The organism is Mixta gaviniae (genome assembly GCF_002953195.1).
Classification (GTDB): Bacteria; Pseudomonadota; Gammaproteobacteria; order Enterobacterales; family Enterobacteriaceae; genus Mixta; species Mixta gaviniae.
The window spans coordinates 1,066,085-1,087,873 of record NZ_CP026377.1; the positions used below are offsets into that span (position 1 = coordinate 1,066,085).

A 21,789-nucleotide genomic window follows, 5' to 3' on the forward strand; every position below is an offset into this window, starting at 1 on the left:
ACCCGCCGCCGTCCGCCGTAATTACCAGCCTTTAACGGCGCCGCCGTTAAAGATCTTGTTCGCGGCGTCAGAGACTTCGTCAGACTGATAGGCCTGAACGAATTTCTTCACGTTTTCGGCGTCTTTATTATCTTCGCGCGCAACGATCATGTTGACGTAAGGGGAGTCTTTATCTTCTACGAAGATGCCGTCTTTCGCCGGGGTCAGGCCAATCTGGCTGGCATAGGTGGTGTTGATCACCGCCAGCGCGATCTGCTCATCATCCAGCGAGCGCGGCAGCTGCGGCGCTTCCAGCTCGACAATCTTCAGTTTTTTCGGGTTTTCCACGATATCCAGCGAGGTCGGCAGCAGGCCCACGCCCTCTTTCAGCTTAATCAGGCCCACTTTCTGCAGCAGCAGCAGAGAACGGCCGAGGTTGGTCGGATCGTTAGGAATCGCGACCTGCGCGCCTTCCTGCAGATCGTTCAGTGATTTGATTTTTTTCGAATAGCCCGCGATCGGGTAAACGAAGGTGTTGCCGACGGAGACCAGCTTATAACCGCGATCTTTGATCTGCCCATCCAGGTAAGGCTGATGCTGGAAGGCGTTAACGTCGATGTCGCCTTTGCTTAACGCTTCGTTCGGCAGCACGTAATCGTTAAAGGTGACCAGCTCGACATCGAGGCCATATTTGTCCTTCGCTACTTTCTGCGCGACTTCAGCAACCTGCTGTTCGGCGCCCACAATCACCCCTACTTTAATGTGGTTCGGGTCTTTCTCTTCCTGTCCACATCCCGCCAGTGCCATGGCGCCCAGAAGCGCGCTCACTGCAGCAATCTTTTTAAATGTAAAAGACATATCCCTTCCTTAATAGAGAGAATTGATGTTGCTTATTTGTGTGTGACTGCACGAACGATGCGGTCGCCACAGAACTGAATGAGATACACCAGCACAACCAGCAATACCAGTACAGTATTCATCACCGTGGCGTTATAGCCGATGTAGCCGTACTGATAACCGATCTGCCCCAGCCCGCCCGCGCCGACTGCGCCGCCCATGGCGGAGTAGCCGACCAGCGTGATCAGGGTAATAGTGGCCGCATTTACCAGTCCCGGCAAGGCTTCCGGCAGCAGGACTTTACGAATGATCTGCAGCGGTGTGGCGCCCATCGCACGCGACGCTTCAATCAGGCCGGTAGGCAGCTCCAGCAGGGCATTCTCCACCATACGCGCGATAAACGGCGCGGCGCCGACGGTCAGCGGAACGATCGCTGCCTGCAGACCAATCGAGGTGCCAACGATGGCGCGGGTAAAGGGGATCATCCAGACCAGCAGGATAATAAAAGGAATCGAACGGAAAATATTGACCAGCGCGGACAACACCCGATAGAGCTTGTTGTTCGCCATAATCTGACCGGGACGGGTAATATAGAGCAGCACGCCGACCGGCAGGCCCAGCACAAAACCAAAAAAGCCAGAGACGAAGGTCATCATCAGCGTTTCCCAGATGCCGCGGGCCAACAACCACATCATTGCTTCAGACATACCCTAATACCTCTACTTTTACATGGTGCTGCTGTAAATAGGCGATAGCGCCTTGCGTCTCCTGCTCGCTGCCGTGCATTTCCGCCAGCATAATGCCGAACTTCACGCCGCCCGCGTAATCCATCTGCGCGCTGATAATGTTGTTATTGACGTTAAAGCGACGCGCCGTTTCCGACAGCAGCGGCGCATCCACCGACTGGCCGGTAAACTCCAGACGCAACAGCGGCACGCTGTCGGCCGTCGACGCCGCTTTCAGGCGCTGCTGATAATCTTCCGGAATGTCCAGGTGCAGCGTCGACTGAATAAACTGCTGCGCCAGCGGTGTTTTCGGATGAGAGAAAACTTCGCTAACGCTGTCTTTCTCAATCAGCTGACCATTGCTGATCACCGCTACCTGATCGCAGATGCGTTTCACTACGTCCATCTCATGGGTAATCAGCAGAATGGTGATGCCAAGACGGCGGTTGATATCTTTAAGCAGCTCGAGGATCGCGCGCGTGGTGGCAGGATCGAGGGCGCTGGTGGCTTCGTCGCACAGCAGCACTTTCGGGTTGCTGGCCAGCGCACGGGCAATGGCGACGCGCTGCTTCTGTCCGCCGGAGAGGTTTGCCGGCCAGGCGTCATGCTTATCGCCCAGACCGACCAGATCCAGCAACTCGGTGACGCGCGCTTTCAGGGCTTCGCGCGGCATGTTGTCCAGTTCCAGCGGCAGCGCCACGTTACCGAACACGGTGCGCGAGTTAAGTAAGTTGAAGTGCTGGAAAATCATGCCGATCTGGCGGCGCGCCAGCGTAAGCTGACCTTCGGAAAGCGTGGTCAGCTCCTGGCCATCAACTAACACGCTGCCTGACGTCGGGCGCTCCAGCAGGTTGACGCAGCGGATCAGGGTGCTTTTACCGGCGCCCGACGAGCCGATGACGCCGTAAATCTGCCCGGCGGGCACATGCAGGCTAACATCGGACAATGCGGTAATGGTGCGCGTGCCCTGCTGAAAGACTTTAGTAATATTGGAAAGTTTTATCATTGATTTACTTATTATCTATCGCGATGTAGTTATCCGTGGTGTGTTCTGTTTTTGCCTGAGCGGACCGACAAAAAGTTGAAACGGATGTTAAGGCATCCAGACGTCTAAATCAATCAGAGAGATTCAATCTGCCATTCTCTCTTTTATTACAATCATGCGATACTGACAGATAAATTCGGCAGCAGGAGTTACTACGTGACGGCTAAAGTACCGGCGGTTTTTCTCGATCGCGATGGCACAGTGAATGTGGATCATGGCTATGTCCATGAGATTGATGATTTTCAGTTTATCGACGGCGCGATTGAAGCGATGCGCGAGCTGAAAGAGATGGGCTATGCGCTGGTGCTGGTGACGAACCAGTCCGGCATTGCGCGCGGCATGTTCAGCGAAGATACGTTTATGCAGCTCACCGAGTGGATGGACTGGTCGCTGGCCGACAGGGGAGTGGACTTTGACGGTATCTACTATTGCCCGCATCATCCGGAAGCGGCGGTAGAAGCCTATCGTCAGGAGTGCGACTGCCGTAAGCCACAGCCCGGTATGCTGCTCAGCGCGATGAAGCACCTGAATATCGATATGGCCGCTTCTTATATGGTAGGCGATAAGATTGATGATGTGCTGGCGGGTAAAGCGGCCGGCGTGGGCACCAGCGTGCTGGTACGCAGCGGTAAAGCAGTGACCGCCGAAGGCGAAAAGGCGGCCGATTGGGTGCTGGACAGCATCGCCGACCTGCCGGCGCGGATAAAACAGGGTTAAAAAACGGCGTTCTGCGCGAAATTTCAGCGAACGGTAAAAAAGTTGAAATTAGCACTTGTCAGCCCGGAAGAACTCCCTATAATGCGCCTCCATCGACACGGCACAACGGCTTACGCCACGCGGTGTTGAGCGGTTCAGCGAAGTCTGAATCGCCGGAGAAAAACTTCCTGAAAAGGGGTTGACTCTGAAAGAGGAAAGCGTAATATACGCCACCTCGCGGCAACGGCACGAAGCGCCGGTCGCACCGCTCTTTAACAATTTATCAGACAATCTGTGTGGGCACTCACAGGACGGATATCGCAAAAATAATTGCAGTATCAAGTCTCAAGAGTGAACACGTAATTCATTACGACGTTTTTCTTTGAGCATCAGACTTTTAAATTGAAGAGTTTGATCATGGCTCAGATTGAACGCTGGCGGCAGGCCTAACACATGCAAGTCGAACGGTAACAGGAAGCAGCTTGCTGCTTCGCTGACGAGTGGCGGACGGGTGAGTAATGTCTGGGGATCTGCCCGATGGAGGGGGATAACCACTGGAAACGGTGGCTAATACCGCATAACGTCGCAAGACCAAAGTGGGGGACCTTCGGGCCTCACACCATCGGATGAACCCAGATGGGATTAGCTAGTAGGTGGGGTAACGGCTCACCTAGGCGACGATCCCTAGCTGGTCTGAGAGGATGACCAGCCACACTGGAACTGAGACACGGTCCAGACTCCTACGGGAGGCAGCAGTGGGGAATATTGCACAATGGGCGCAAGCCTGATGCAGCCATGCCGCGTGTATGAAGAAGGCCTTCGGGTTGTAAAGTACTTTCAGCGGGGAGGAAGGGATGGCGTTTAATACGCGCCGTCATTGACGTTACCCGCAGAAGAAGCACCGGCTAACTCCGTGCCAGCAGCCGCGGTAATACGGAGGGTGCAAGCGTTAATCGGAATTACTGGGCGTAAAGCGCACGCAGGCGGTCTGTTAAGTCAGATGTGAAATCCCCGGGCTTAACCTGGGAACTGCATTTGAAACTGGCAGGCTTGAGTCTCGTAGAGGGGGTAGAATTCCAGGTGTAGCGGTGAAATGCGTAGAGATCTGGAGGAATACCGGTGGCGAAGGCGGCCCCCTGGACGAAGACTGACGCTCAGGTGCGAAAGCGTGGGGAGCAAACAGGATTAGATACCCTGGTAGTCCACGCCGTAAACGATGTCGACTTGGAGGCTGTTCCCTTGAGGAGTGGCTTCCGGAGCTAACGCGTTAAGTCGACCGCCTGGGGAGTACGGCCGCAAGGTTAAAACTCAAATGAATTGACGGGGGCCCGCACAAGCGGTGGAGCATGTGGTTTAATTCGATGCAACGCGAAGAACCTTACCTGGTCTTGACATCCACGGAATTCGGCAGAGATGCCCTAGTGCCTTCGGGAACCGTGAGACAGGTGCTGCATGGCTGTCGTCAGCTCGTGTTGTGAAATGTTGGGTTAAGTCCCGCAACGAGCGCAACCCTTATCCTTTGTTGCCAGCGGCTCGGCCGGGAACTCAAAGGAGACTGCCGGTGATAAACCGGAGGAAGGTGGGGATGACGTCAAGTCATCATGGCCCTTACGACCAGGGCTACACACGTGCTACAATGGCGCATACAAAGAGAAGCGACCTCGCGAGAGCAAGCGGACCTCATAAAGTGCGTCGTAGTCCGGATTGGAGTCTGCAACTCGACTCCATGAAGTCGGAATCGCTAGTAATCGTGGATCAGAATGCCACGGTGAATACGTTCCCGGGCCTTGTACACACCGCCCGTCACACCATGGGAGTGGGTTGCAAAAGAAGTAGGTAGCTTAACCTTCGGGAGGGCGCTTACCACTTTGTGATTCATGACTGGGGTGAAGTCGTAACAAGGTAACCGTAGGGGAACCTGCGGTTGGATCACCTCCTTACCATGCTGATACCTTCCCGTGTAGTGCTCACACAGATTGTCTGATAGAAATTAACGAGCAGTAAAATCCCGGCAGGCTTGTAGCTCAGGTGGTTAGAGCGCACCCCTGATAAGGGTGAGGTCGGTGGTTCAAGTCCACTCAGGCCTACCAAATTCTTCCTCATGCCGCGTTATACGCCCGGTCGTTTACCCGTGTAAACTTCCCGAACGTATGCCTTGCCTGAGAAAGAATTAAAGGTTAACCGGCGATTTTACAGTATATCTGGGGCTATAGCTCAGCTGGGAGAGCGCCTGCTTTGCACGCAGGAGGTCAGCGGTTCGATCCCGCTTAGCTCCACCATCAACATCAGGTTGATGACCACTCCAGAATACATTTACGAATGTATTGTGCAGTATTTGCTCTTTAACAATCCGGAACAAGCTGAAAATTTGAAAGAGCAGCTTCTTTGCATAAAGAACTGTTCAGAGTCTCTCAATTTTTCACACCGACACGGTGTCGCAAGACGCCTGTGGGTTGTGAGGTTAAGCGACCAAGCGTACACGGTGGATGCCCTGGCAGTCAGAGGCGATGAAGGACGTGCTAATCTGCGAAAAGCGCCGGTGAGGTGATATGAACCGCTATCAGCCGGCGATGTCCGAATGGGGAAACCCAGTGTGACTCGTCACACTATCGTTAAGTGAATACATAGCTTAACGAAGCGAACCGGGGGAACTGAAACATCTAAGTACCCCGAGGAAAAGAAATCAACCGAGATTCCCTGAGTAGCGGCGAGCGAACGGGGAACAGCCCAGAGCCTGAATCAGCATGTGTGTCAGTGGAAGCGTCTGGAATGGCGCACGGTACAGGGTGACAGTCCCGTACACGAAGATGCATGTGTTGTGAGCTCGATGAGTAGGGCGGGACACGTGGTATCCTGTCTGAATATGGGGGGACCATCCTCCAAGGCTAAATACTCCTGACTGACCGATAGTGAACCAGTACCGTGAGGGAAAGGCGAAAAGAACCCCGGCGAGGGGAGTGAAACAGAACCTGAAACCGTGTACGTACAAGCAGTGGGAGCCTTCTTTATGGGGGTGACTGCGTACCTTTTGTATAATGGGTCAGCGACTTATATTCTGTAGCAAGGTTAACCGTATAGGGGAGCCGTAGGGAAACCGAGTCTTAACCGGGCGCTAAGTTGCAGGGTATAGACCCGAAACCCGGTGATCTAGCCATGGGCAGGTTGAAGGTTGGGTAACACTAACTGGAGGACCGAACCGACTAATGTTGAAAAATTAGCGGATGACCTGTGGCTGGGGGTGAAAGGCCAATCAAACCGGGAGATAGCTGGTTCTCCCCGAAAGCTATTTAGGTAGCGCCTCGTGAATTCATCTCCGGGGGTAGAGCACTGTTTCGGCTAGGGGGCCATCCCGGCTTACCAACCCGATGCAAACTGCGAATACCGGAGAATGTTATCACGGGAGACACACGGCGGGTGCTAACGTCCGTCGTGAAGAGGGAAACAACCCAGACCGCCAGCTAAGGTCCCAAAGTCATGGTTAAGTGGGAAACGATGTGGGAAGGCCCAGACAGCCAGGATGTTGGCTTAGAAGCAGCCATCATTTAAAGAAAGCGTAATAGCTCACTGGTCGAGTCGGCCTGCGCGGAAGATGTAACGGGGCTAAACCATGCACCGAAGCTGCGGCAGCGACACTATGTGTTGTTGGGTAGGGGAGCGTTCTGTAAGCCTGCGAAGGTGTGCTGTGAGGCATGCTGGAGGTATCAGAAGTGCGAATGCTGACATAAGTAACGATAAAGCGGGTGAAAAGCCCGCTCGCCGGAAGACCAAGGGTTCCTGTCCAACGTTAATCGGGGCAGGGTGAGTCGACCCCTAAGGCGAGGCCGAAAGGCGTAGTCGATGGGAAACGGGTTAATATTCCCGTACTCGGTGTTACTGCGAAGGGGGACGGAGAAGGCTATGTTGGCCGGGCGACGGTTGTCCCGGTTTAAGCGTGTAGGCTGACTTTCCAGGCAAATCCGGAAAGTTAAGGCTGAGGCGTGACGACGAGGCACTACGGTGCTGAAGCAACAAATGCCCTGCTTCCAGGAAAAGCCTCTAAGCATCAGGTAACAACGAATCGTACCCCAAACCGACACAGGTGGTCAGGTAGAGAATACCAAGGCGCTTGAGAGAACTCGGGTGAAGGAACTAGGCAAAATGGTGCCGTAACTTCGGGAGAAGGCACGCTGGCACGTAGGTGGAGGGACTTGCTCCCCGAGCCGAAGCCAGTCGAAGATACCAGCTGGCTGCAACTGTTTATTAAAAACACAGCACTGTGCAAACACGAAAGTGGACGTATACGGTGTGACGCCTGCCCGGTGCCGGAAGGTTAATTGATGGGGTTATCCGTAAGGAGAAGCTCTTGATCGAAGCCCCGGTAAACGGCGGCCGTAACTATAACGGTCCTAAGGTAGCGAAATTCCTTGTCGGGTAAGTTCCGACCTGCACGAATGGCGTAATGATGGCCAGGCTGTCTCCACCCGAGACTCAGTGAAATTGAACTCGCTGTGAAGATGCAGTGTACCCGCGGCAAGACGGAAAGACCCCGTGAACCTTTACTACAGCTTGACACTGAACATTGAGCCTTGATGTGCAGGATAGGTGGGAGGCTTTGAAGCGTGGACGCCAGTCTGCGTGGAGCCATCCTTGAAATACCACCCTTTAATGTTTGATGTTCTAACCTGGCGCCGTGATCCGGCGTGGGGACAGTGTCTGGTGGGTAGTTTGACTGGGGCGGTCTCCTCCCAAAGTGTAACGGAGGAGTACGAAGGTCAGCTAATCACGGTCGGACATCGTGAGGTTAGTGCAATGGCATAAGCTGGCTTGACTGCGAGAGTGACGGTTCGAGCAGGTGCGAAAGCAGGTCATAGTGATCCGGTGGTTCTGAATGGAAGGGCCATCGCTCAACGGATAAAAGGTACTCCGGGGATAACAGGCTGATACCGCCCAAGAGTTCATATCGACGGCGGTGTTTGGCACCTCGATGTCGGCTCATCACATCCTGGGGCTGAAGTAGGTCCCAAGGGTATGGCTGTTCGCCATTTAAAGTGGTACGCGAGCTGGGTTTAGAACGTCGTGAGACAGTTCGGTCCCTATCTGCCGTGGGCGCTGGAAGACTGAGAGGGGTTGCTCCTAGTACGAGAGGACCGGAGTGAACGCACCGCTGGTGTTCGGGTTGTCATGCCAATGGCACTGCCCGGTAGCTAAGTGCGGAAGAGATAAGTGCTGAAAGCATCTAAGCACGAAACTTGCCTCGAGATGAGTCTTCCCTGGGGCCCTGAGCCCCCTGAAGGGACGTTGAAGACGACGACGTTGATAGGCCGGGTGTGTAAGCGCAGCGATGCGTTGAGCTAACCGGTACTAATGACCCGTGAGGCTTAACCTTACAACGCCACAGGCGTTTTAAGAAAAAAGAGAGACGCAGTTTTCAGCTTGTTCACCGGATTAGCGCGTGTGGCCCCCTGCGGGCGGCATGCGAAACAGAATTTGCCTGGCGGCGAGAGCGCGGTGGTCCCACCTGACCCCATGCCGAACTCAGAAGTGAAACGCCGCAGCGCCGATGGTAGTGTGGGGCCTCCCCATGCGAGAGTAGGGAACTGCCAGGCATCAAATTAAGGTTACACCTGTAAAGGTCGACACCGGTTATCAGCGAGACCCCGCTGGTAATGCAGTATTCGGTGGTGCGGTAGTTCAGTCGGTTAGAATACCGGCCTGTCACGCCGGGGGTCGCGGGTTCGAGTCCCGTCCGCACCGCCACTCTATAAGCAACAGCCCTGACAGCAATGTCAGGGCTTTTTGCTTTTCTGTCGTTGAAAAAGGGTGATACCGCGTGCTTTAAACCTCTTTTCCCGCCCCTCATTTTCCCGGCGGTTCACTTATCCCCCCTTTATCCCGCAGCATGGCTCCAGTTGTCCGCGAGCGTAAAGCAGGGCCCGCTTTACAAAACGTGATGTGTGTTAATCCACTCGCTGAGAAAATCGATAAAGGCTCTGACGCGGGTGCTGACGGCGCGATCGCTGTAATAGACGGCATTAAACGGCATGGCGACCGGCAAGCGTTTGTCCGCTAATACCTCCACTAAACTGCCGTCATTAACCTCATTATTGATCATGTAGTCTGACAGACAGGCGATGCCGTTCCCCGCCAGGCAGAGCTGCTTAAGCGTTTCCCCGCTGTTGGCAGTAATCGTAGGCTGGATAGTATAAAGCTCGCCGTCGGGCTGAGCGGCGGGCCAGCGATTCAGCGCCGGCGTTTCGACAAAGCCGAGGCAGCTGTGCTGCGCCAGCGCATCAACGCTAGTCGGTACGCCGCAGCGTGCCAGATAGGCAGGCGCCGCCACTATTTTGCGATAGCTGGTGAACAGCGGGCGGGCGCGCAAGCTGGAATCGCTCAGGTTTCCGGCGCGGATCGCCACATCCACCTTGCGCTCAATCAGGTTAATGAAGGTTTCGGAAGAGATAAGGGAGAGGGTCATTTCCGGATAGCGACGGCGAAACGGCTCGACCATCGGCGTGAGCAGGTGTAATACCACCGGCGTGGCGGCGTCTACCCGCAACAGGCCGCGCGGCACCAGCCGGCTTTCCATCAGCTCGTTTTCTGCCGCCGCCATCTCCTGCAGCAGCTTCTGTATTTTGCGAAAATAGCCTTCGCCTTCCTGCGTCAGGCTAATCTGGCGGGTGGTGCGCGTCAGCAGCTCCACCCCCAGCTTCGCCTCCAGCTTCTTTACGGCGCGGCTAACGGCGGAGGTCGCCAGTTCCAGCTGCCTGGCCGCACGGCTAAAGCTGCCGCTTTCCACTACCGTAACAAAGATTTTTAACTCATCTGTAGATGCTTTCACCCTGTCTCCCGTGCGATATTTTTCTTTCTGCGTCCCTGCCGGACAGGATAGCAGAGAGCAGGGCGGACTGAATTTGTTGCTATCGTAACATTTGCTTGCCTGTCGGGAAGGTAAATTCCGTCACACTGATTGAAAGTCTTCCCTGAAGCCCCTATAACTGAAAGCAGTACCTGTATGCAGACACTTCAGAAACGGGCGGTATCGTGCGGAAAAAAACCTATGCCATGAGATATGTAGCTGGCCAGCCTGCGGAAAGAATTTTCCAGCCGAACGCCATGCTGCATGTTGGGCAAGCGCTTCCGCCAGGCGCGCCTCTTACCTCCAGCGCGACGTTACGCGTGCTGGTGTGGAATATCTTCAAACAGCAGCGGGCTGACTGGCTGTCGGTGCTGCAAAGCTTCGGTAAGGATGCGCAGCTGGTCTTGTTGCAAGAGGCGCAGACCACGCCGGAGCTGGTGCGTTTCGCGACGTCGAACTACCTCGCTGCGGATCAGGTGCCCGCCTTTGTGCTGCCGCAGCATCCTTCCGGGGTAATGACGCTGGCGGCTGCCCATCCGGTCTACTGCTGCCCGCTGCGCGAGCGTGAGCCGCTGCTACGCCTGGCGAAATCGGCGCTGATCACCGCTTATCCTTTACCGGACGGTAAGATGTTGATGGTGGTAAACATCCATGCGGTTAACTTCAGTCTTGGGATCGATGTCTACAGCAAACAGCTGGGGCCGATCGGCGAGCAGCTGGCGCACCATGACGGCCCGGTGATCATGGCCGGGGATTTTAACGCCTGGAGCCGTCAGCGTATGAATGCGCTCTATCGCTTTGCGCGCGAGATGGGGTTGCGCGAGGTGCGTTTTACCGATGATTACCGCCGTAAGGCATTTGGTCGCCCGCTCGATTTTGTCTTCTATCGCGGGCTGCGGGTGGCTGAAGCGAGCGTGCTGGTGACGCGCGCCTCCGATCACAATCCGCTGCTGGTCGAATTCGCCGCTGCCGATGCGGTTCAGGCATAAAAAAAGCCGATCGTAAGATCGGCTTTTTATTTCCTTCAGCAAGCAAGCTTAGCTGTCTGGCGTCGCGCTGTTACTGACGAACAGGGTGAGTTTATCACCCGGCTGAATCGAACTGCTGTCGCTCAGCACGCTGTTCCAGCGCTTGACGTCTTTGATGTTTACACCATGTCGACGCGCAATACTGGCAAGAGAATCACCCTTACGAACCTTATAGGTGATGCTGTTGCCGTTATCGGCCAGTTCACTACCTGCCACGCTGTCGCCCGTCGTCAGCGTCTGTCCCGGTTTAATCGTGTTGCCGCGCAAATTATTAGCGCGCTGCAGCGCTTTTACCGAAACGCCCATCCGGCTGGCGATGCCTGACAGGGTATCGCCGTTACGCACCGTATAGCTGCTGGCGCTGTTGCTCGCCAGACGCGTCGGTTGTACCGCAGCGATGTCGCCAGAGGCCAGAGAGCTACGCAGCTGCGCCACATTCGCCTTCGGCACCATAATATAGTGCGGTCCGTTAGGCGCCGTTGCGCCACGTTTGTAGCCCGTATTGTAGTTCTTCAGCTTGCTCACCGAGAGGCCGGCCATTTCCGCCGCCTGCGTCAGTTTAATCTGCTGACCCACTTCAACACGCGCCAACGCGCGACTTTCATTCGGGGCCGGCAACCGTACGCCATAACGCTTGTTGTTTTTCAGGATATCCTGCAACGCCAGCATTTTAGGGACGTACAGCGTGGTTTCACGCGGTAAGGACAGATGCCAGAAATCAGTTGGTTTGCCGCGCGCTTTATTCTGTTTAATCGCTTTCAGCACTCGCCCTTCGCCGCTGTTATAGGCCGCGATGGTTAACAACCAGTCTCCGTCGAACATCGTGTTCAGACGTTCCATCATATCCAGAACCGCTCGGGTCGACGCGACGATATCGCGGCGGCCGTCATACCACTGATTCTGTTTTAAACCATAGTTACGCCCCGTACTCGGCACTATCTGCCAGATGCCTGCGGCATCCGCGGCGGATGTGGCGTGGGGGTTAAAAGCGCTCTCCACTATGGGTAGTAGTACCAGTTCCATCGGCATCTTACGTTGCTTAATCTGCTCGACTATCCAGTACATATACGGCTCTGCCCGTAAAGTTACATCGTGGAGATAGCTCTTGTTTCTTAAGTACTTTTGTTTCTGCTCTCGGATCCGGGGGTTTTCCGGAACCTCCATCTTCAGCCCGTCGCGAATGTAATTCCACAAATCCTGGTCCTGAGTCAGGGCCGTTCCATCATCCTGCCAACGCGGGGATAACATGCGATCTGTAAATTTACCATTCTCACTTTGACCAGCTGAAGACAGACTCTGTGCATGCTGTTCAGGGATAGTGGCATCGTGTCGCGATGCCTGACATCCCATCATCAGCAAGACCGAGGCGAGAAGGATAATCGCTCTAGTCTTCATGTGTGTGTCAATGGTTTGCTTAAAAGACGAGCAATCATACGTGCTGAAGCACCACAACACAACCCGAAAAATCAAAAATTGTCTTTCTTCTGCCGTAGCAGGGCAAAAACGTCCCATGCATGCTGTGGCGGCATATTCAAACGTAACGCCCTTTGTAAATCAGCATCTTGCGTACGTAAAAATAAATTTATTTGCCGTTCGTGCCCCAGTTTTGTTGGCAAACTAGTGCGGTTTTCAGCGCGTAACTCCTTAATTTCGTGAAAATAGCGCTGAATCTCCCTGTCTTCCGGCAGCGTAGCGTTAGCAAATTTTAAGTTAGATAAGGTGTATTCGTGGGCGCAGCAAACCAGAGTTTCATCTGGCAATTCAGCAAGTTTCTGAAAAGATTCGTACATCTGTTCTGCCGTGCCTTCAAACAGACGTCCGCAGCCGCCAGAAAACAGAGTGTCACCGCAAAAAAGATAAGGTGCGCTGTAATATGAGATATGTCCTAAAGTATGGCCGGGGGTAAAAATCACCCTAAATTCGCAGCCCAAAACAGGCACGATATCGCCTTCGCTGACAATCTGGGTAGCGCCCTTATCTTGTGTCTCTTGCGGGCCGTAGACCACTATTTCCGGCCACTTGTTCAGCAGTTCTTTTACGCCGCCAACGTGGTCATGATGGTGATGGGTCAGTAGAATAGCGACCGGCGTCCACTGCTGCTGTTCCACTGCCGCCAGCACCGGCGCCGCTTCGCCGGGATCGACAATCAGACAGCGGCCCTGGTCATCGCTCAATGTCCAGATGTAGTTATCCTGAAACGCTGGGATACTGTTAAGATTCATACACACCTCTCGCACGTCGTGAAGGAACACCGATGGTAAAACATGAAGCCCGCTAAAACACGCCAAATTCTGGCCACGCCGCACTCATGGTCTGATATGCCATGGGGGAGTCGTTCCGCGACGCGCTGACCCAGCATCTGCAGCCCTGTCTCGGCAAGCTGTACGGCTTTCACCTGCTAAAAATCGGCAACCTGAGCGTCGAGATCGATACCCAGGCCTGCGCGATTTCGCATCAGGTTAACGTCGGCGAGGCGGGGCAGGCGGTACAGGTGGTGGCCGATCCGCTGCATCTGCCTTTTGAGGCGAAGTCGGTGGATGCCTGCCTGCTGGCGCATACCCTGAGCTGGAGTCAGGATCCGCACCGCATTCTGCGCGAAGTGGATCGCGTGCTGATCGATGACGGCTGGATGATTATCACCGGCTTTAATCCGCTCAGCCTGCTGGGGATGGGCAAGGCGATCCCGGGTCTGCATCGCCGTCCGCCGTGGAATGGCCGCATGTTCAGCCAGATGCGTCTGCTTGACTGGCTAAGCCTGCTTAATTACGAAGTGGTGTACCGCAGCTGTTTTCAGGTGGTGCCGTGGAGCCGACAGGGTGGGCGAGTCATCAGCACGCACGTGCCGGCGCTGGGCTGCCTCAATATCATGGTGGCGCGCAAGCGCACCCTGCCGCTGAGCATGACGCCAGCCAAAAAAATCAGCGGCAAAGTTAAGCTGCGCGCCACGGTCAACGCCACGCGTCAGCTGCATAAAACGCGGGATCAGGATTCCGGCTGATAGCCGATATCCTCAAACGCCGGGCTGCCGGCGGCGGCGCGCGCCAGCTCATCGCAGCGTTCGTTCTCCGCATGTCCGGCGTGCCCCTTTACCCATTCCCATTTAATCTGATGGTGGCTGAGCGCCGCATCCAGCCGCTGCCACAGGTCGACATTCTTAACCGGCTTCTTATCTGCGGTTTTCCAGCCGCGCTTTTTCCAGTTATGGATCCAGCTGGTGATCCCCTGACGCAGGTACTGGCTGTCGGTGCTGAGCGTCACTTCGCAGGGCTGCGTTAACGCTTCCAGCGCCACAATGGCCGCCATCATCTCCATACGGTTATTGGTGGTGCGATAAAAACCGGCGCTAAAGGTTCTTTCATGCTCGCGATAGCGTAAAATAGCGCCATAGCCGCCAGGGCCGGGGTTACCGAGGCAGGAGCCATCGGTGAAAATTTCTACCTGTTTGCGCATCTCTGGTAGACTTCCTCCTGAAAAAACGCCAAGTCTGACATAAACGAGCCTTATGAGCACAGCAATTACACGCCAGATCGTTCTCGATACAGAAACCACCGGCATGAACATGGTGGGGGTGCATTACGAAGGCCATCGCATTATTGAAATCGGTGCGGTGGAGATCATCAATCGCCGTCTGACCGGCAATAATTTCCATATGTACCTGAAGCCCGATCGGCTGGTGGACCCGGAAGCGTTCGGCGTTCACGGTATCGCCGACGAGTTCCTGCTGGATAAGCCAACCTTCAGCGATATCGCCGATGAGTTCCTGGACTATATTCGCGGCGCCGAATTGGTGATCCACAATGCGTCGTTCGATATCGGCTTTATGGATTACGAGTTCAGCAAGCTGAACCGCAACATCCCCAAAACGGATACCTTCTGTCAAATTACCGATAGCCTGTTAATGGCGCGCAAGCTGTTCCCTGGCAAGCGCAATAGCCTGGATGCGCTCTGCTCGCGTTACGAAATCGACAACAGCAAGCGAACGCTGCACGGCGCGTTGCTCGATGCCGAGATTCTGGCGGAAGTGTTCCTGACCATGACCGGCGGGCAGACCTCGCTGGCGTTCTCCATGGAGGGCGAACAGCAGCAGAATGAAAACGGCGAAGGGATCCAGCGCGTGTCGCGTACTTCCGGGCTGCGCGTGGTGGCGGCCAGCGATGAAGAAGTGATGGCGCATGAACAGCGCCTCGACCTGGTGATGAAAAAGGGCGGCAGCTGCCTGTGGCGGGCATAAATCCATCATTTCGCTGTAAAAAGGCGCAGTAAGATGAAAAAACAGGCAAACGATCGCCTGGGTAAGAAAAAGCGTTGACGGCCAGAACAACTCCCCTTAATATGCGCCTCGTTCCCGACGGGGAACGCAGCGCGGTGCGGTAGTTCAGTCGGTTAGAATACCGGCCTGTCACGCCGGGGGTCGCGGGTTCGAGTCCCGTCCGCACCGCCAACTCTTCAGAAAGGCCGATTCAGCAATGAATCGGCCTTTTGCTTTTCTGCGTTTTACTCCTCCTGCATCGCCACCGGCGCGGCATAACGCGGCGCGGATGCCTCGCGCTCGTCGCGTGCCAGCCAGCGATAGCCGCCCGCGCCAAGCGCCACGCCGATAAACCAGCTGAAGCTGGCCACTGCGTGCAGCGACGGTGTAAAGCTGATGAGCAGGCCGATCGCTACCGACGGCAGCAGCGCGCCAATCGCTTTCGGATTAAAGCCGCCGCGATACCAGTAGCGCCCGGACGGCGTCGCGTTGAACAGATCGTCCACCACGACCTTGCCGCGCTTAATCAGATAGAAATCCGCCAGCAGAATGCCGAACAGCGGCCCGATAAAGGCACCCAACACATCCAGCGTATAGTGGATCAGCTCCGGCGACTGAAACAGGTTCCACGGCGTCAGCAGCACCGAACCGACAGCGGCGATCATGCCGCCGGTGCGGAAGCTGATCTTCTGCGGCGAACAGTTAGAGAAGTCGAAAGCGGGAGAGACGAAGTTCGCCACGATATTAATGCCGATGGTGGCGGTGATCATCGTTAGCAGGCCAATCGCTACCGCCAGGTCACTGCCTACCATGCTGACGGTTTCAATCGGATCGGTGATCATCTTGCCGAACAGCGAACGCGTGCCGGAGACGATCACGACCGTCACCACGGAAAACAGCAGAAAGTTAAACGGCAATCCCCAGCGGTTACCACGGCGAATCGCCTGCATACTTTTACCGTAGCGCGAGAAGTCGCCGAAGTTAAGCAGCGGCCCGGAGAAGTAGGAGACCACCAGCGCGGTGGCGGTGATCATCTGCCAGCTCTGCTCGCTGACGCTCAGGCTTTTGCTGGCCAGCGTAAAGGAGATACCGGAAAAGCCGGTTTTGTATACAATCCAGCCCGCCAGCGCCAGCATCACCACATACACCGCCGGACCGGCGACATCAATAAAGCGCTTAATCGCGCTCATGCCGTGCCAGAATACCGCCGCCTGCAGCAGCCACATTACGCCAAAGCAGATCCAGCCAAGCAGCGATAGCCCCAGCCAGGCGCCGTGCGTCAGCGATGCGAGCGCCGGCCAGAACTTCAGCAGCACCAGCATCAGCGCGTTAGAGGCGAGCCAGGTTTGAATACCGTACCAGGCGAAAGCGATCAGCCCGCGGATTACCGCCGGGATATTGGCGCCGAAAACCCCGAATGCCTGGCGACAAATCACCGCGTAGGGCACGCCCGTCAGCTGGCTCGGCTTTGCCACCAGGTTGGCGCAGAGCTGCACGATGCAAATTCCCACCAGCAAGCAGATCAGCACCTGCCAGCTCGCCAGCCCGAGCGTAAAGAAGCTGGCCGCCACCACGTAGCCGCCCATGCTATGCACATCCGACATCCAGAAAGAAAAAATGTTGTACCAGCTCCATGTCTGCTGGGGCACCGGCGCAAGATCGTCGTTGGTCAGGCGCGGACTGTAGTGCGCATCGTCCCGCGCGGCCGATGCTGAAGTAACGGCGGAATATTCTGGCATGAAACCTGCTCCTCTGAAGATGGGTAACGGAGAACCTCGTGCTTCAGCACTTGCAGGATCCAGGCCAACCGTAGAAGGGGAGACAGGAATCGGCCACACCGCGCCCCCTTTTTTGTATACAACACCGCGCGACGGGAGAAGGTGATGAAGCGTGAAACCGGCCAGCGAACGGCCGCAGAACGGAACGATAGTCATGAGCCTGTTTATCAGGCGCTGTTAACTGCCATCGTGGAACAGCAGCTGCCGCCCGGCAGCCGCCTGCCGGAGGAGGCGCTCTCCGCCGCCTTCGGCGTCAGTCGCACCGGCATTCGCAAAGTGCTGCAACGCCTCGCGGCGGTGCAAATGATCGTCTTATTGCCCGGACGTGGTGCTAAGGTCGCCTCGCCCGATGTGCAGGAGGCGCGGGATATTTTCCGCACCCGCGCGCTGATCGAGTGCGCCAACCTGCCGAACGTGCTGGCTCACTGCCAGCCGCCGCATCTGGCGGGGCTGGCGGGGCTGCTTGAGCAGGAGCGTCAGGCGCACCAGCAGCAGGAAGGGGCGGCGGCGATCCGCCTTTCCGCCGCTTTTCATATTCAGCTGCAGGCGATCTCCGGCAATCGGGTGCTGACCGAACTGGTCACGCGGCTGACTCAGCGCTCTTCGCTGGTGATCGCCGCCTGGGGCGCGCCCTGGCGTCACGGCTGCCGCTGCGACGATCACGACCGGCTGGTGGATCTTCTGCGCGAAGGCGCGCTGACGCCGCTGTCCGACGCCCTGCAGCGCCATTTCGACCAGATCCTCGCCTCGCTGCGTTTTGAGCGTGACGCCGCCGCAGCGCCCGATTTCATCCAACTGTTTGCCGATAAAGGAGTCCATCGCTGATGAATCCCCTCTTAATACAGGTCATCAATCCTAATACCACGCTGGCGATGACCGAAACCATCGGCTGCGCCGCACGCGCCGCCGCCGCACCCGGCACGGAAATCCTCGCTGTTTCCCCCTCGCAGGGCGTGCCGTCGATTGAAGGCCACGCCGACGAGGCGATTGCGGCGATCGGCGTACTGGAGCAGGTCAGGCGGGGAAGAGAGCAGGGCGTACAGGGACACGTCATCGCCTGCTTCGGCGATCCCGGCCTGCTGGCGGCGCGCGAGCTGGCCAGCGGCCCGGTGGTAGGCATTGCCGAAGCGGCGATGCACCTGGCGACCATGGTGGCGACCCGTTTCTCTATCGTCACCACGCTGCCGCGTACGGTGATCATCGCGCGCCATCTGCTACAGCAGTATGGCTTTAGCCATCACTGTGCCGCGCTGCACGCCATCGATATGCCGGTGCTGGCGCTGGAAGATGGCAGCGGACAGGCGCAGGAGCTGGTGCGCCGTCGCTGTCTGCAGGCCAAACGCGAGGATGGCAGCGGCGCCATCGTGCTGGGATGCGGCGGCATGGCGGCGCTTGCCGCCGAGCTGACGCATGAGCTGGGTATGCCGGTGATCGATGGCGTCGGCGCGGCGGTCAAAATGGTGGAATCGCTGGTCGCGCTGGGCTTAGGCACCAGTAAATATGGTGATTTAGCCTTCCCACGAGAAAAAAAGATATCGGGCGCATTTCAGCACCTAAACTAACGGAAGCTATCTGCTCAAGAAAGGAGCCAGAGAATGAGTGCATCTCCAGACAAAAAAGAGTACAGCTTTAATAAAAATTATCCGCGCGATCTGCGCGGGTACGCCGGCAAGCCGCCGCACGCCGCCTGGCCCGGCGAGGCGCGCATCGCGGTGCAGTTTGTTCTCAACTATGAAGAGGGTGCGGAAAACAACGTATTGCACGGCGATGCCGGATCGGAGCAGTTCCTTTCCGATATCATCGGCGCCGCCAGCTATCCCGATCGCCATATGTCGATGGATTCGCTGTATGAATATGGCTCGCGTGCCGGCTTCTGGCGCATTCACAATGAGTTTCAGAAACGCGGTCTGCCGCTGACGGTGTTCGGCGTGGCGATGGCGCTGGCGCGTCATCCTGAAATCGTGCAGGCGATTAGCGAAGCGAACTATGACGTGGTCAGCCACGGCTGGCGCTGGATCCACTATCAGTCAATGGACGCGAAAACCGAACGACAGCATATTCAGCAGGCGGTCGACGTGCTGATGGATCTGTTCGGCAAAGCGCCTACCGGCTGGTACACCGGGCGCGACAGCCCGAATACCCGGCGGCTGGTGGTAGAGCAGGGCGGCTTCAGCTACGACAGCGACTACTACGGCGACGATCTGCCGTTCTGGACGCAGGTCACCTGTCAGGACGGCACGGTGAGGCCGCATCTGATCATCCCCTATACGCTGGAAACCAACGATATGCGTTTCGCCACGCCGCAGGGGTTCAACACCGCTGAACAGTTTTATACTTATCTCAAGGACAGCTTCGACGTGCTGTATGAAGAGGGCGAAAGCGCGCCGAAAATGTTGTCGGTGGGGATGCACTGCCGCCTGCTGGGACGACCGGGGCGTTTCCGCGCGCTGACCCGCTTCCTCGATTACATTCAGCAGCATGAAAAGGTCTGGATCTGCACCCGTCAGCAGATCGCCGATCACTGGATAAAGCACCATCCGGCACCGGAAAGCTGACAGTCTGGCGGCCTCGCTGCAGGCCGCCGCCTGGCTCGCTTTTCTCCTTCCTGCGCTTTTTCCCCCTTCTGACAGGCGGGTTCTTTATGCGGTCATCAGGCTCACCTGCGCGGCGACGATGCGCCACCCTTCCGGCAACCGCGCCCAGCTCTGCTGCTGCCGGCCGATACGCTCGCTGCCGACGCGGGTAAACTCGGTACTGCAGACCGCGAAATCCGTGCCGAAAGTGGTGATCACCGTATTACGTAACTGACGGTCAAGCCCGGCGGCGGGCCGTGCGGCGCGAAAGGCGCGGATCGCCGCAATGCCATAGAGATTCTCGCCGGCTCCAAGGCGCACGGTACGCTCGTCATGCCAGAACAGCTCATCCAGCACGGCGATATCATTGCCGACCAGCGCCTGCTCGTAGCGCTGAAAGGCGGCCGTCACTTCTGCCAGCACCGCCGGCAGATTAATCGCTTCATAATTCATCAGACATGCTCCCTTTCGCCACCGGCGCTGCCGCAATGCCCATCTGCTCCAGCGCGCGGGCGGCACGCAGGCAGCGCGCCTCCTGAAACGGCGCGGCAATCAGCTGCACGCCGATCGGCAGGCCGCTGGCGGTTTGCAGCGGCACGGTCACCACCGGCAGGCCGAGAAACGAGATAGGCTGCGTCAGCATCCCCATGCTGGCGCGCACCGGCAGCGTCTGGCCGTTAATCGTCATGCTCTCCTGGCCCATCAGCGTGGCGCTGCAGGGCGTGGCGGGCGCAATCAGAATATCAACATCAGCGAACAGCGCCGTCACCTGCTGCTGAAAATGGCGACGAAAACGCTGCGCCTGCACGTACCAGGCGGCGGGCAGCATCGCCCCCGCCAGCAACCGCTCGCGCGACAGCGGCTCAAAACGTTCGGGCTGACTGCGCAGTAAAGGCAGATAGCGGTTACCCCCTTCCGAAGCAGTAATAATAAAGGCCGCCGAGCGGGCGATCTCCACCTCTTCTATGCTCAGCTCCTCGCTCGCTTCCAGCGCGCGCGCCACTGTCGCGACCGCCTGCTGCGCCTCCGCATCGCTCCACTGGCGGAAAAAGCCGCCCAGCACCGCGCAGCGCAGCCCCTCCATGCCGCGATGCAGCTGCCCGCTCACCGGCTGCACCGCCACGTTCGCCTGAAAGGCATCCTGCGCGTCGTGTCCCTGCAGCGCATCATAAACGTATGCCAGGTCTTCGCTGCGGCGGGCGAACGGGCCGATATGGTCAAGGCTGGCAACGAACGGATGGGTGCCGTGCCGCGACAGGCGGCCGAAGGTCGGCTTCAGGCCGAACACCCCGCACAGCGAGGCGGGTACGCGAATCGATCCATTGGTGTCGCTTCCCAGGGTAAAATGCGCCAGCCCGGCAGCCACGGCGGCGGCCGAACCGCCAGAGGAGCCGCCGGCGATACGCTGCACATCGTGCGGATTGCGCGTGGCACCGTAGTGGCTGTTCTCAGTGGTAAAGCCATAGGCGTAGGCATCCATATTCAGCATGCCGCTGAGCAGCGCGCCGGCCTGGCTTAGCGTCGCCAGCGCCCAGGCGTCATGCGCGGCGGGCGCGCTGTCGCTGAACAAACTGGCACCCGCCAGCGTGGGATGGCCCGCCACGTCAAACAGATTTTTTACCGCATAAGGCACGCCGGCGAGCGGCGGCAGCGGCTGCCCCTCGCGCCGCCGTCGATCAAGGCGATCCGCCTCCCGGCGCATGCGATCGCCGACGATCGTTGTCCAGGCGTTCAGGCGCGGGTTCTGCTGCTCAATGGCGCAGAGAGTGGCGGCGGCGATCTCCGCCGCGCTCAGCTCGCCGCGCGCCAATGCCTGACGCAGCTGGCGAATAGAGAGTTCATGAAGCGTCATGCCTGATATACCCCCGCCACATCCAGCCGCGTATCAAGCGGCAACGCCATCAGCGGCCCGGCCATCTGCGCGATGCGGGTAAACTGCGTCAGCAGTTCGGCGCGCCGCGCCTCATCCAGCTCCAGATCCAGCAACGCCTCCATCTGGCGCAGGTAAGCGGTCCAGTCAGTCGTGGTCTGCATATTTTCCTCC

General features: G+C 57.3%; 17 protein-coding genes, 4 tRNA genes, 3 rRNA genes and 1 pseudogene. 14 read left to right on the plus strand and 11 right to left on the minus strand.

All coding sequences use genetic code 11. The annotated features are described in order from the left end of the window. Positions 1-21 precede the first annotated feature (21 nt). The 3 genes from C2E15_RS04875 to metN are packed head-to-tail and all read right to left on the minus strand — an operon-like array spanning position 22 to position 2,547. A complete protein-coding gene (locus C2E15_RS04875; protein WP_104956371.1) occupies positions 22-837 on the minus strand; it encodes a MetQ/NlpA family lipoprotein in 816 nt (271 codons plus the stop codon). A gap of 32 nt (positions 838-869) precedes the next feature. Further along, on the minus strand, positions 870-1,523 hold the full coding sequence (locus C2E15_RS04880; RefSeq protein ID WP_104956372.1) for a methionine ABC transporter permease MetI: 654 nt from the start codon (positions 1,521-1,523) through the stop codon (positions 870-872). Further along, positions 1,516-2,547, minus strand: coding sequence for a methionine ABC transporter ATP-binding protein MetN (metN, locus tag C2E15_RS04885; protein WP_104956373.1), 1,032 nt, complete (start codon positions 2,545-2,547; stop codon positions 1,516-1,518). Before metN ends, C2E15_RS04880 begins: the two co-directional genes overlap by 8 nt. Positions 2,548-2,742: 195 nt before the next feature. Here metN and gmhB point away from each other — a divergent pair, with 195 nt between their 5' ends. The 7 genes from gmhB (at position 2,743) to C2E15_RS04920 (ending at position 9,018) form a co-directional block, all read left to right on the plus strand. Further along, a complete protein-coding gene (gene gmhB / locus C2E15_RS04890; RefSeq protein ID WP_104956374.1) occupies positions 2,743-3,303 on the plus strand; it encodes a D-glycero-beta-D-manno-heptose 1,7-bisphosphate 7-phosphatase in 561 nt (186 codons plus the stop codon). Between the two features lie 378 nt (positions 3,304-3,681). Then, a 16S ribosomal RNA gene (locus tag C2E15_RS04895) occupies positions 3,682-5,222 on the plus strand. 73 nt (positions 5,223-5,295) lie between these two features. Then, positions 5,296-5,372, plus strand: a tRNA-Ile gene (locus C2E15_RS04900). A 113-nt stretch (positions 5,373-5,485) separates the two neighbouring features. Next, a tRNA-Ala gene (locus C2E15_RS04905) sits at positions 5,486-5,561 on the plus strand. Between the two features lie 180 nt (positions 5,562-5,741). Further along, positions 5,742-8,647, plus strand: a 23S ribosomal RNA gene (locus tag C2E15_RS04910). A gap of 104 nt (positions 8,648-8,751) precedes the next feature. Further along, positions 8,752-8,867 (plus strand): 5S ribosomal RNA (gene rrf / locus C2E15_RS04915). Together the 16S, 23S and 5S rRNA genes with 3 tRNA genes alongside form the textbook arrangement of a ribosomal RNA operon. Positions 8,868-8,941: 74 nt before the next feature. Next, positions 8,942-9,018, plus strand: a tRNA-Asp gene (locus C2E15_RS04920). A gap of 181 nt (positions 9,019-9,199) precedes the next feature. Here the strand turns inward: C2E15_RS04920 and yafC are convergent. Then, the gene (yafC, locus tag C2E15_RS04925) at positions 9,200-10,099 is read right to left on the minus strand and encodes a DNA-binding transcriptional regulator YafC (protein ID WP_104956375.1); all 900 of its coding nucleotides are present in this window, start codon (positions 10,097-10,099) and stop codon (positions 9,200-9,202) included. Between the two features lie 203 nt (positions 10,100-10,302). Between yafC and C2E15_RS04930 the strand changes: the two genes are divergently transcribed. Beyond that, the gene (locus tag C2E15_RS04930) at positions 10,303-11,106 is read left to right on the plus strand and encodes an endonuclease/exonuclease/phosphatase family protein (protein ID WP_104956376.1); all 804 of its coding nucleotides are present in this window, start codon (positions 10,303-10,305) and stop codon (positions 11,104-11,106) included. Between the two features lie 48 nt (positions 11,107-11,154). Here the strand turns inward: C2E15_RS04930 and mltD are convergent, their stop codons facing one another. Both mltD and gloB read right to left on the minus strand, forming a co-directional pair. Further along, entirely contained in the window at positions 11,155-12,540 is a 1,386-nt protein-coding gene (gene mltD, locus C2E15_RS04935) for a murein transglycosylase D (RefSeq protein ID WP_104956377.1), read from the minus strand. A gap of 71 nt (positions 12,541-12,611) precedes the next feature. Next, positions 12,612-13,367: a hydroxyacylglutathione hydrolase gene (gloB, locus tag C2E15_RS04940; protein ID WP_104956378.1), complete on the minus strand. Its 756-nt coding sequence runs from the start codon at positions 13,365-13,367 to the stop codon at positions 12,612-12,614. Positions 13,368-13,409: 42 nt separating this feature from the next. Here gloB and C2E15_RS04945 point away from each other — a divergent pair. Beyond that, positions 13,410-14,143, plus strand: a pseudogene (locus C2E15_RS04945) (class I SAM-dependent methyltransferase). On the opposite strand, the gene rnhA reads toward C2E15_RS04945, so the two are convergent. Further along, positions 14,128-14,694 carry a ribonuclease HI gene (gene rnhA, locus C2E15_RS04950; RefSeq protein ID WP_167391832.1) on the minus strand — a complete coding sequence of 189 codons (567 nt, stop codon included), beginning with the start codon at positions 14,692-14,694 and terminating at the stop codon, positions 14,128-14,130. The pseudogene C2E15_RS04945 and the gene rnhA sit on opposite strands and share 16 nt — an antisense overlap. Between rnhA and dnaQ the strand changes: the two genes are divergently transcribed. Together dnaQ and C2E15_RS04960 are read left to right on the plus strand one after the other, a co-directional pair. Continuing rightward, on the plus strand, positions 14,648-15,376 hold the full coding sequence (dnaQ, locus tag C2E15_RS04955) for a DNA polymerase III subunit epsilon (RefSeq protein ID WP_104956380.1): 729 nt from the start codon (positions 14,648-14,650) through the stop codon (positions 15,374-15,376). The genes rnhA and dnaQ overlap by 47 nt on opposite strands. 133 nt (positions 15,377-15,509) lie before the next feature. Beyond that, positions 15,510-15,586 (plus strand) — tRNA-Asp (locus C2E15_RS04960). A gap of 53 nt (positions 15,587-15,639) precedes the next feature. Here the strand turns inward: C2E15_RS04960 and C2E15_RS04965 are convergent. Further along, complete coding sequence (locus tag C2E15_RS04965; RefSeq protein WP_104956381.1) at positions 15,640-17,133, minus strand: NCS1 family nucleobase:cation symporter-1; 1,494 nt, start codon at positions 17,131-17,133, stop codon at positions 15,640-15,642. Positions 17,134-17,277: 144 nt separating this feature from the next. On the opposite strand from C2E15_RS04965, the gene C2E15_RS04970 reads away from it, so the two are divergent. Genes C2E15_RS04970 through puuE form a run of 3 tightly spaced genes read left to right on the plus strand, consistent with a single transcriptional unit; the run spans position 17,278 to position 19,727 of the window. After that, positions 17,278-17,997 carry a GntR family transcriptional regulator gene (locus C2E15_RS04970; RefSeq protein ID WP_104956382.1) on the plus strand — a complete coding sequence of 240 codons (720 nt, stop codon included), beginning with the start codon at positions 17,278-17,280 and terminating at the stop codon, positions 17,995-17,997. Beyond that, positions 17,997-18,734: an allantoin racemase gene (hpxA, locus tag C2E15_RS04975; protein ID WP_104956383.1), complete on the plus strand. Its 738-nt coding sequence runs from the start codon at positions 17,997-17,999 to the stop codon at positions 18,732-18,734. Before C2E15_RS04970 ends, hpxA begins: the two co-directional genes overlap by 1 nt. A gap of 33 nt (positions 18,735-18,767) precedes the next feature. Further along, on the plus strand, positions 18,768-19,727 hold the full coding sequence (gene puuE, locus C2E15_RS04980; protein ID WP_104956384.1) for an allantoinase PuuE: 960 nt from the start codon (positions 18,768-18,770) through the stop codon (positions 19,725-19,727). An 84-nt stretch (positions 19,728-19,811) separates the two neighbouring features. Here the strand turns inward: puuE and hpxZ are convergent, their stop codons facing one another. The 3 genes from hpxZ to hpxX are packed head-to-tail and all read right to left on the minus strand — an operon-like array spanning position 19,812 to position 21,779. Continuing rightward, positions 19,812-20,198 (minus strand): oxalurate catabolism protein HpxZ, encoded by a 387-nt coding sequence (gene hpxZ, locus C2E15_RS04985; protein WP_104956385.1) that lies wholly within the window; start codon positions 20,196-20,198, stop codon positions 19,812-19,814. Further along, positions 20,188-21,597, minus strand: a complete 1,410-nt coding sequence (locus tag C2E15_RS04990) for an AtzE family amidohydrolase (protein ID WP_104956386.1) — start codon at positions 21,595-21,597, stop codon at positions 20,188-20,190. The genes hpxZ and C2E15_RS04990 overlap by 11 nt, the downstream gene beginning before the upstream one ends. Then, positions 21,594-21,779 carry an oxalurate catabolism protein HpxX gene (gene hpxX / locus C2E15_RS04995; RefSeq protein WP_104956387.1) on the minus strand — a complete coding sequence of 62 codons (186 nt, stop codon included), beginning with the start codon at positions 21,777-21,779 and terminating at the stop codon, positions 21,594-21,596. The genes C2E15_RS04990 and hpxX overlap by 4 nt, the downstream gene beginning before the upstream one ends. Positions 21,780-21,789 lie beyond the last annotated feature (10 nt).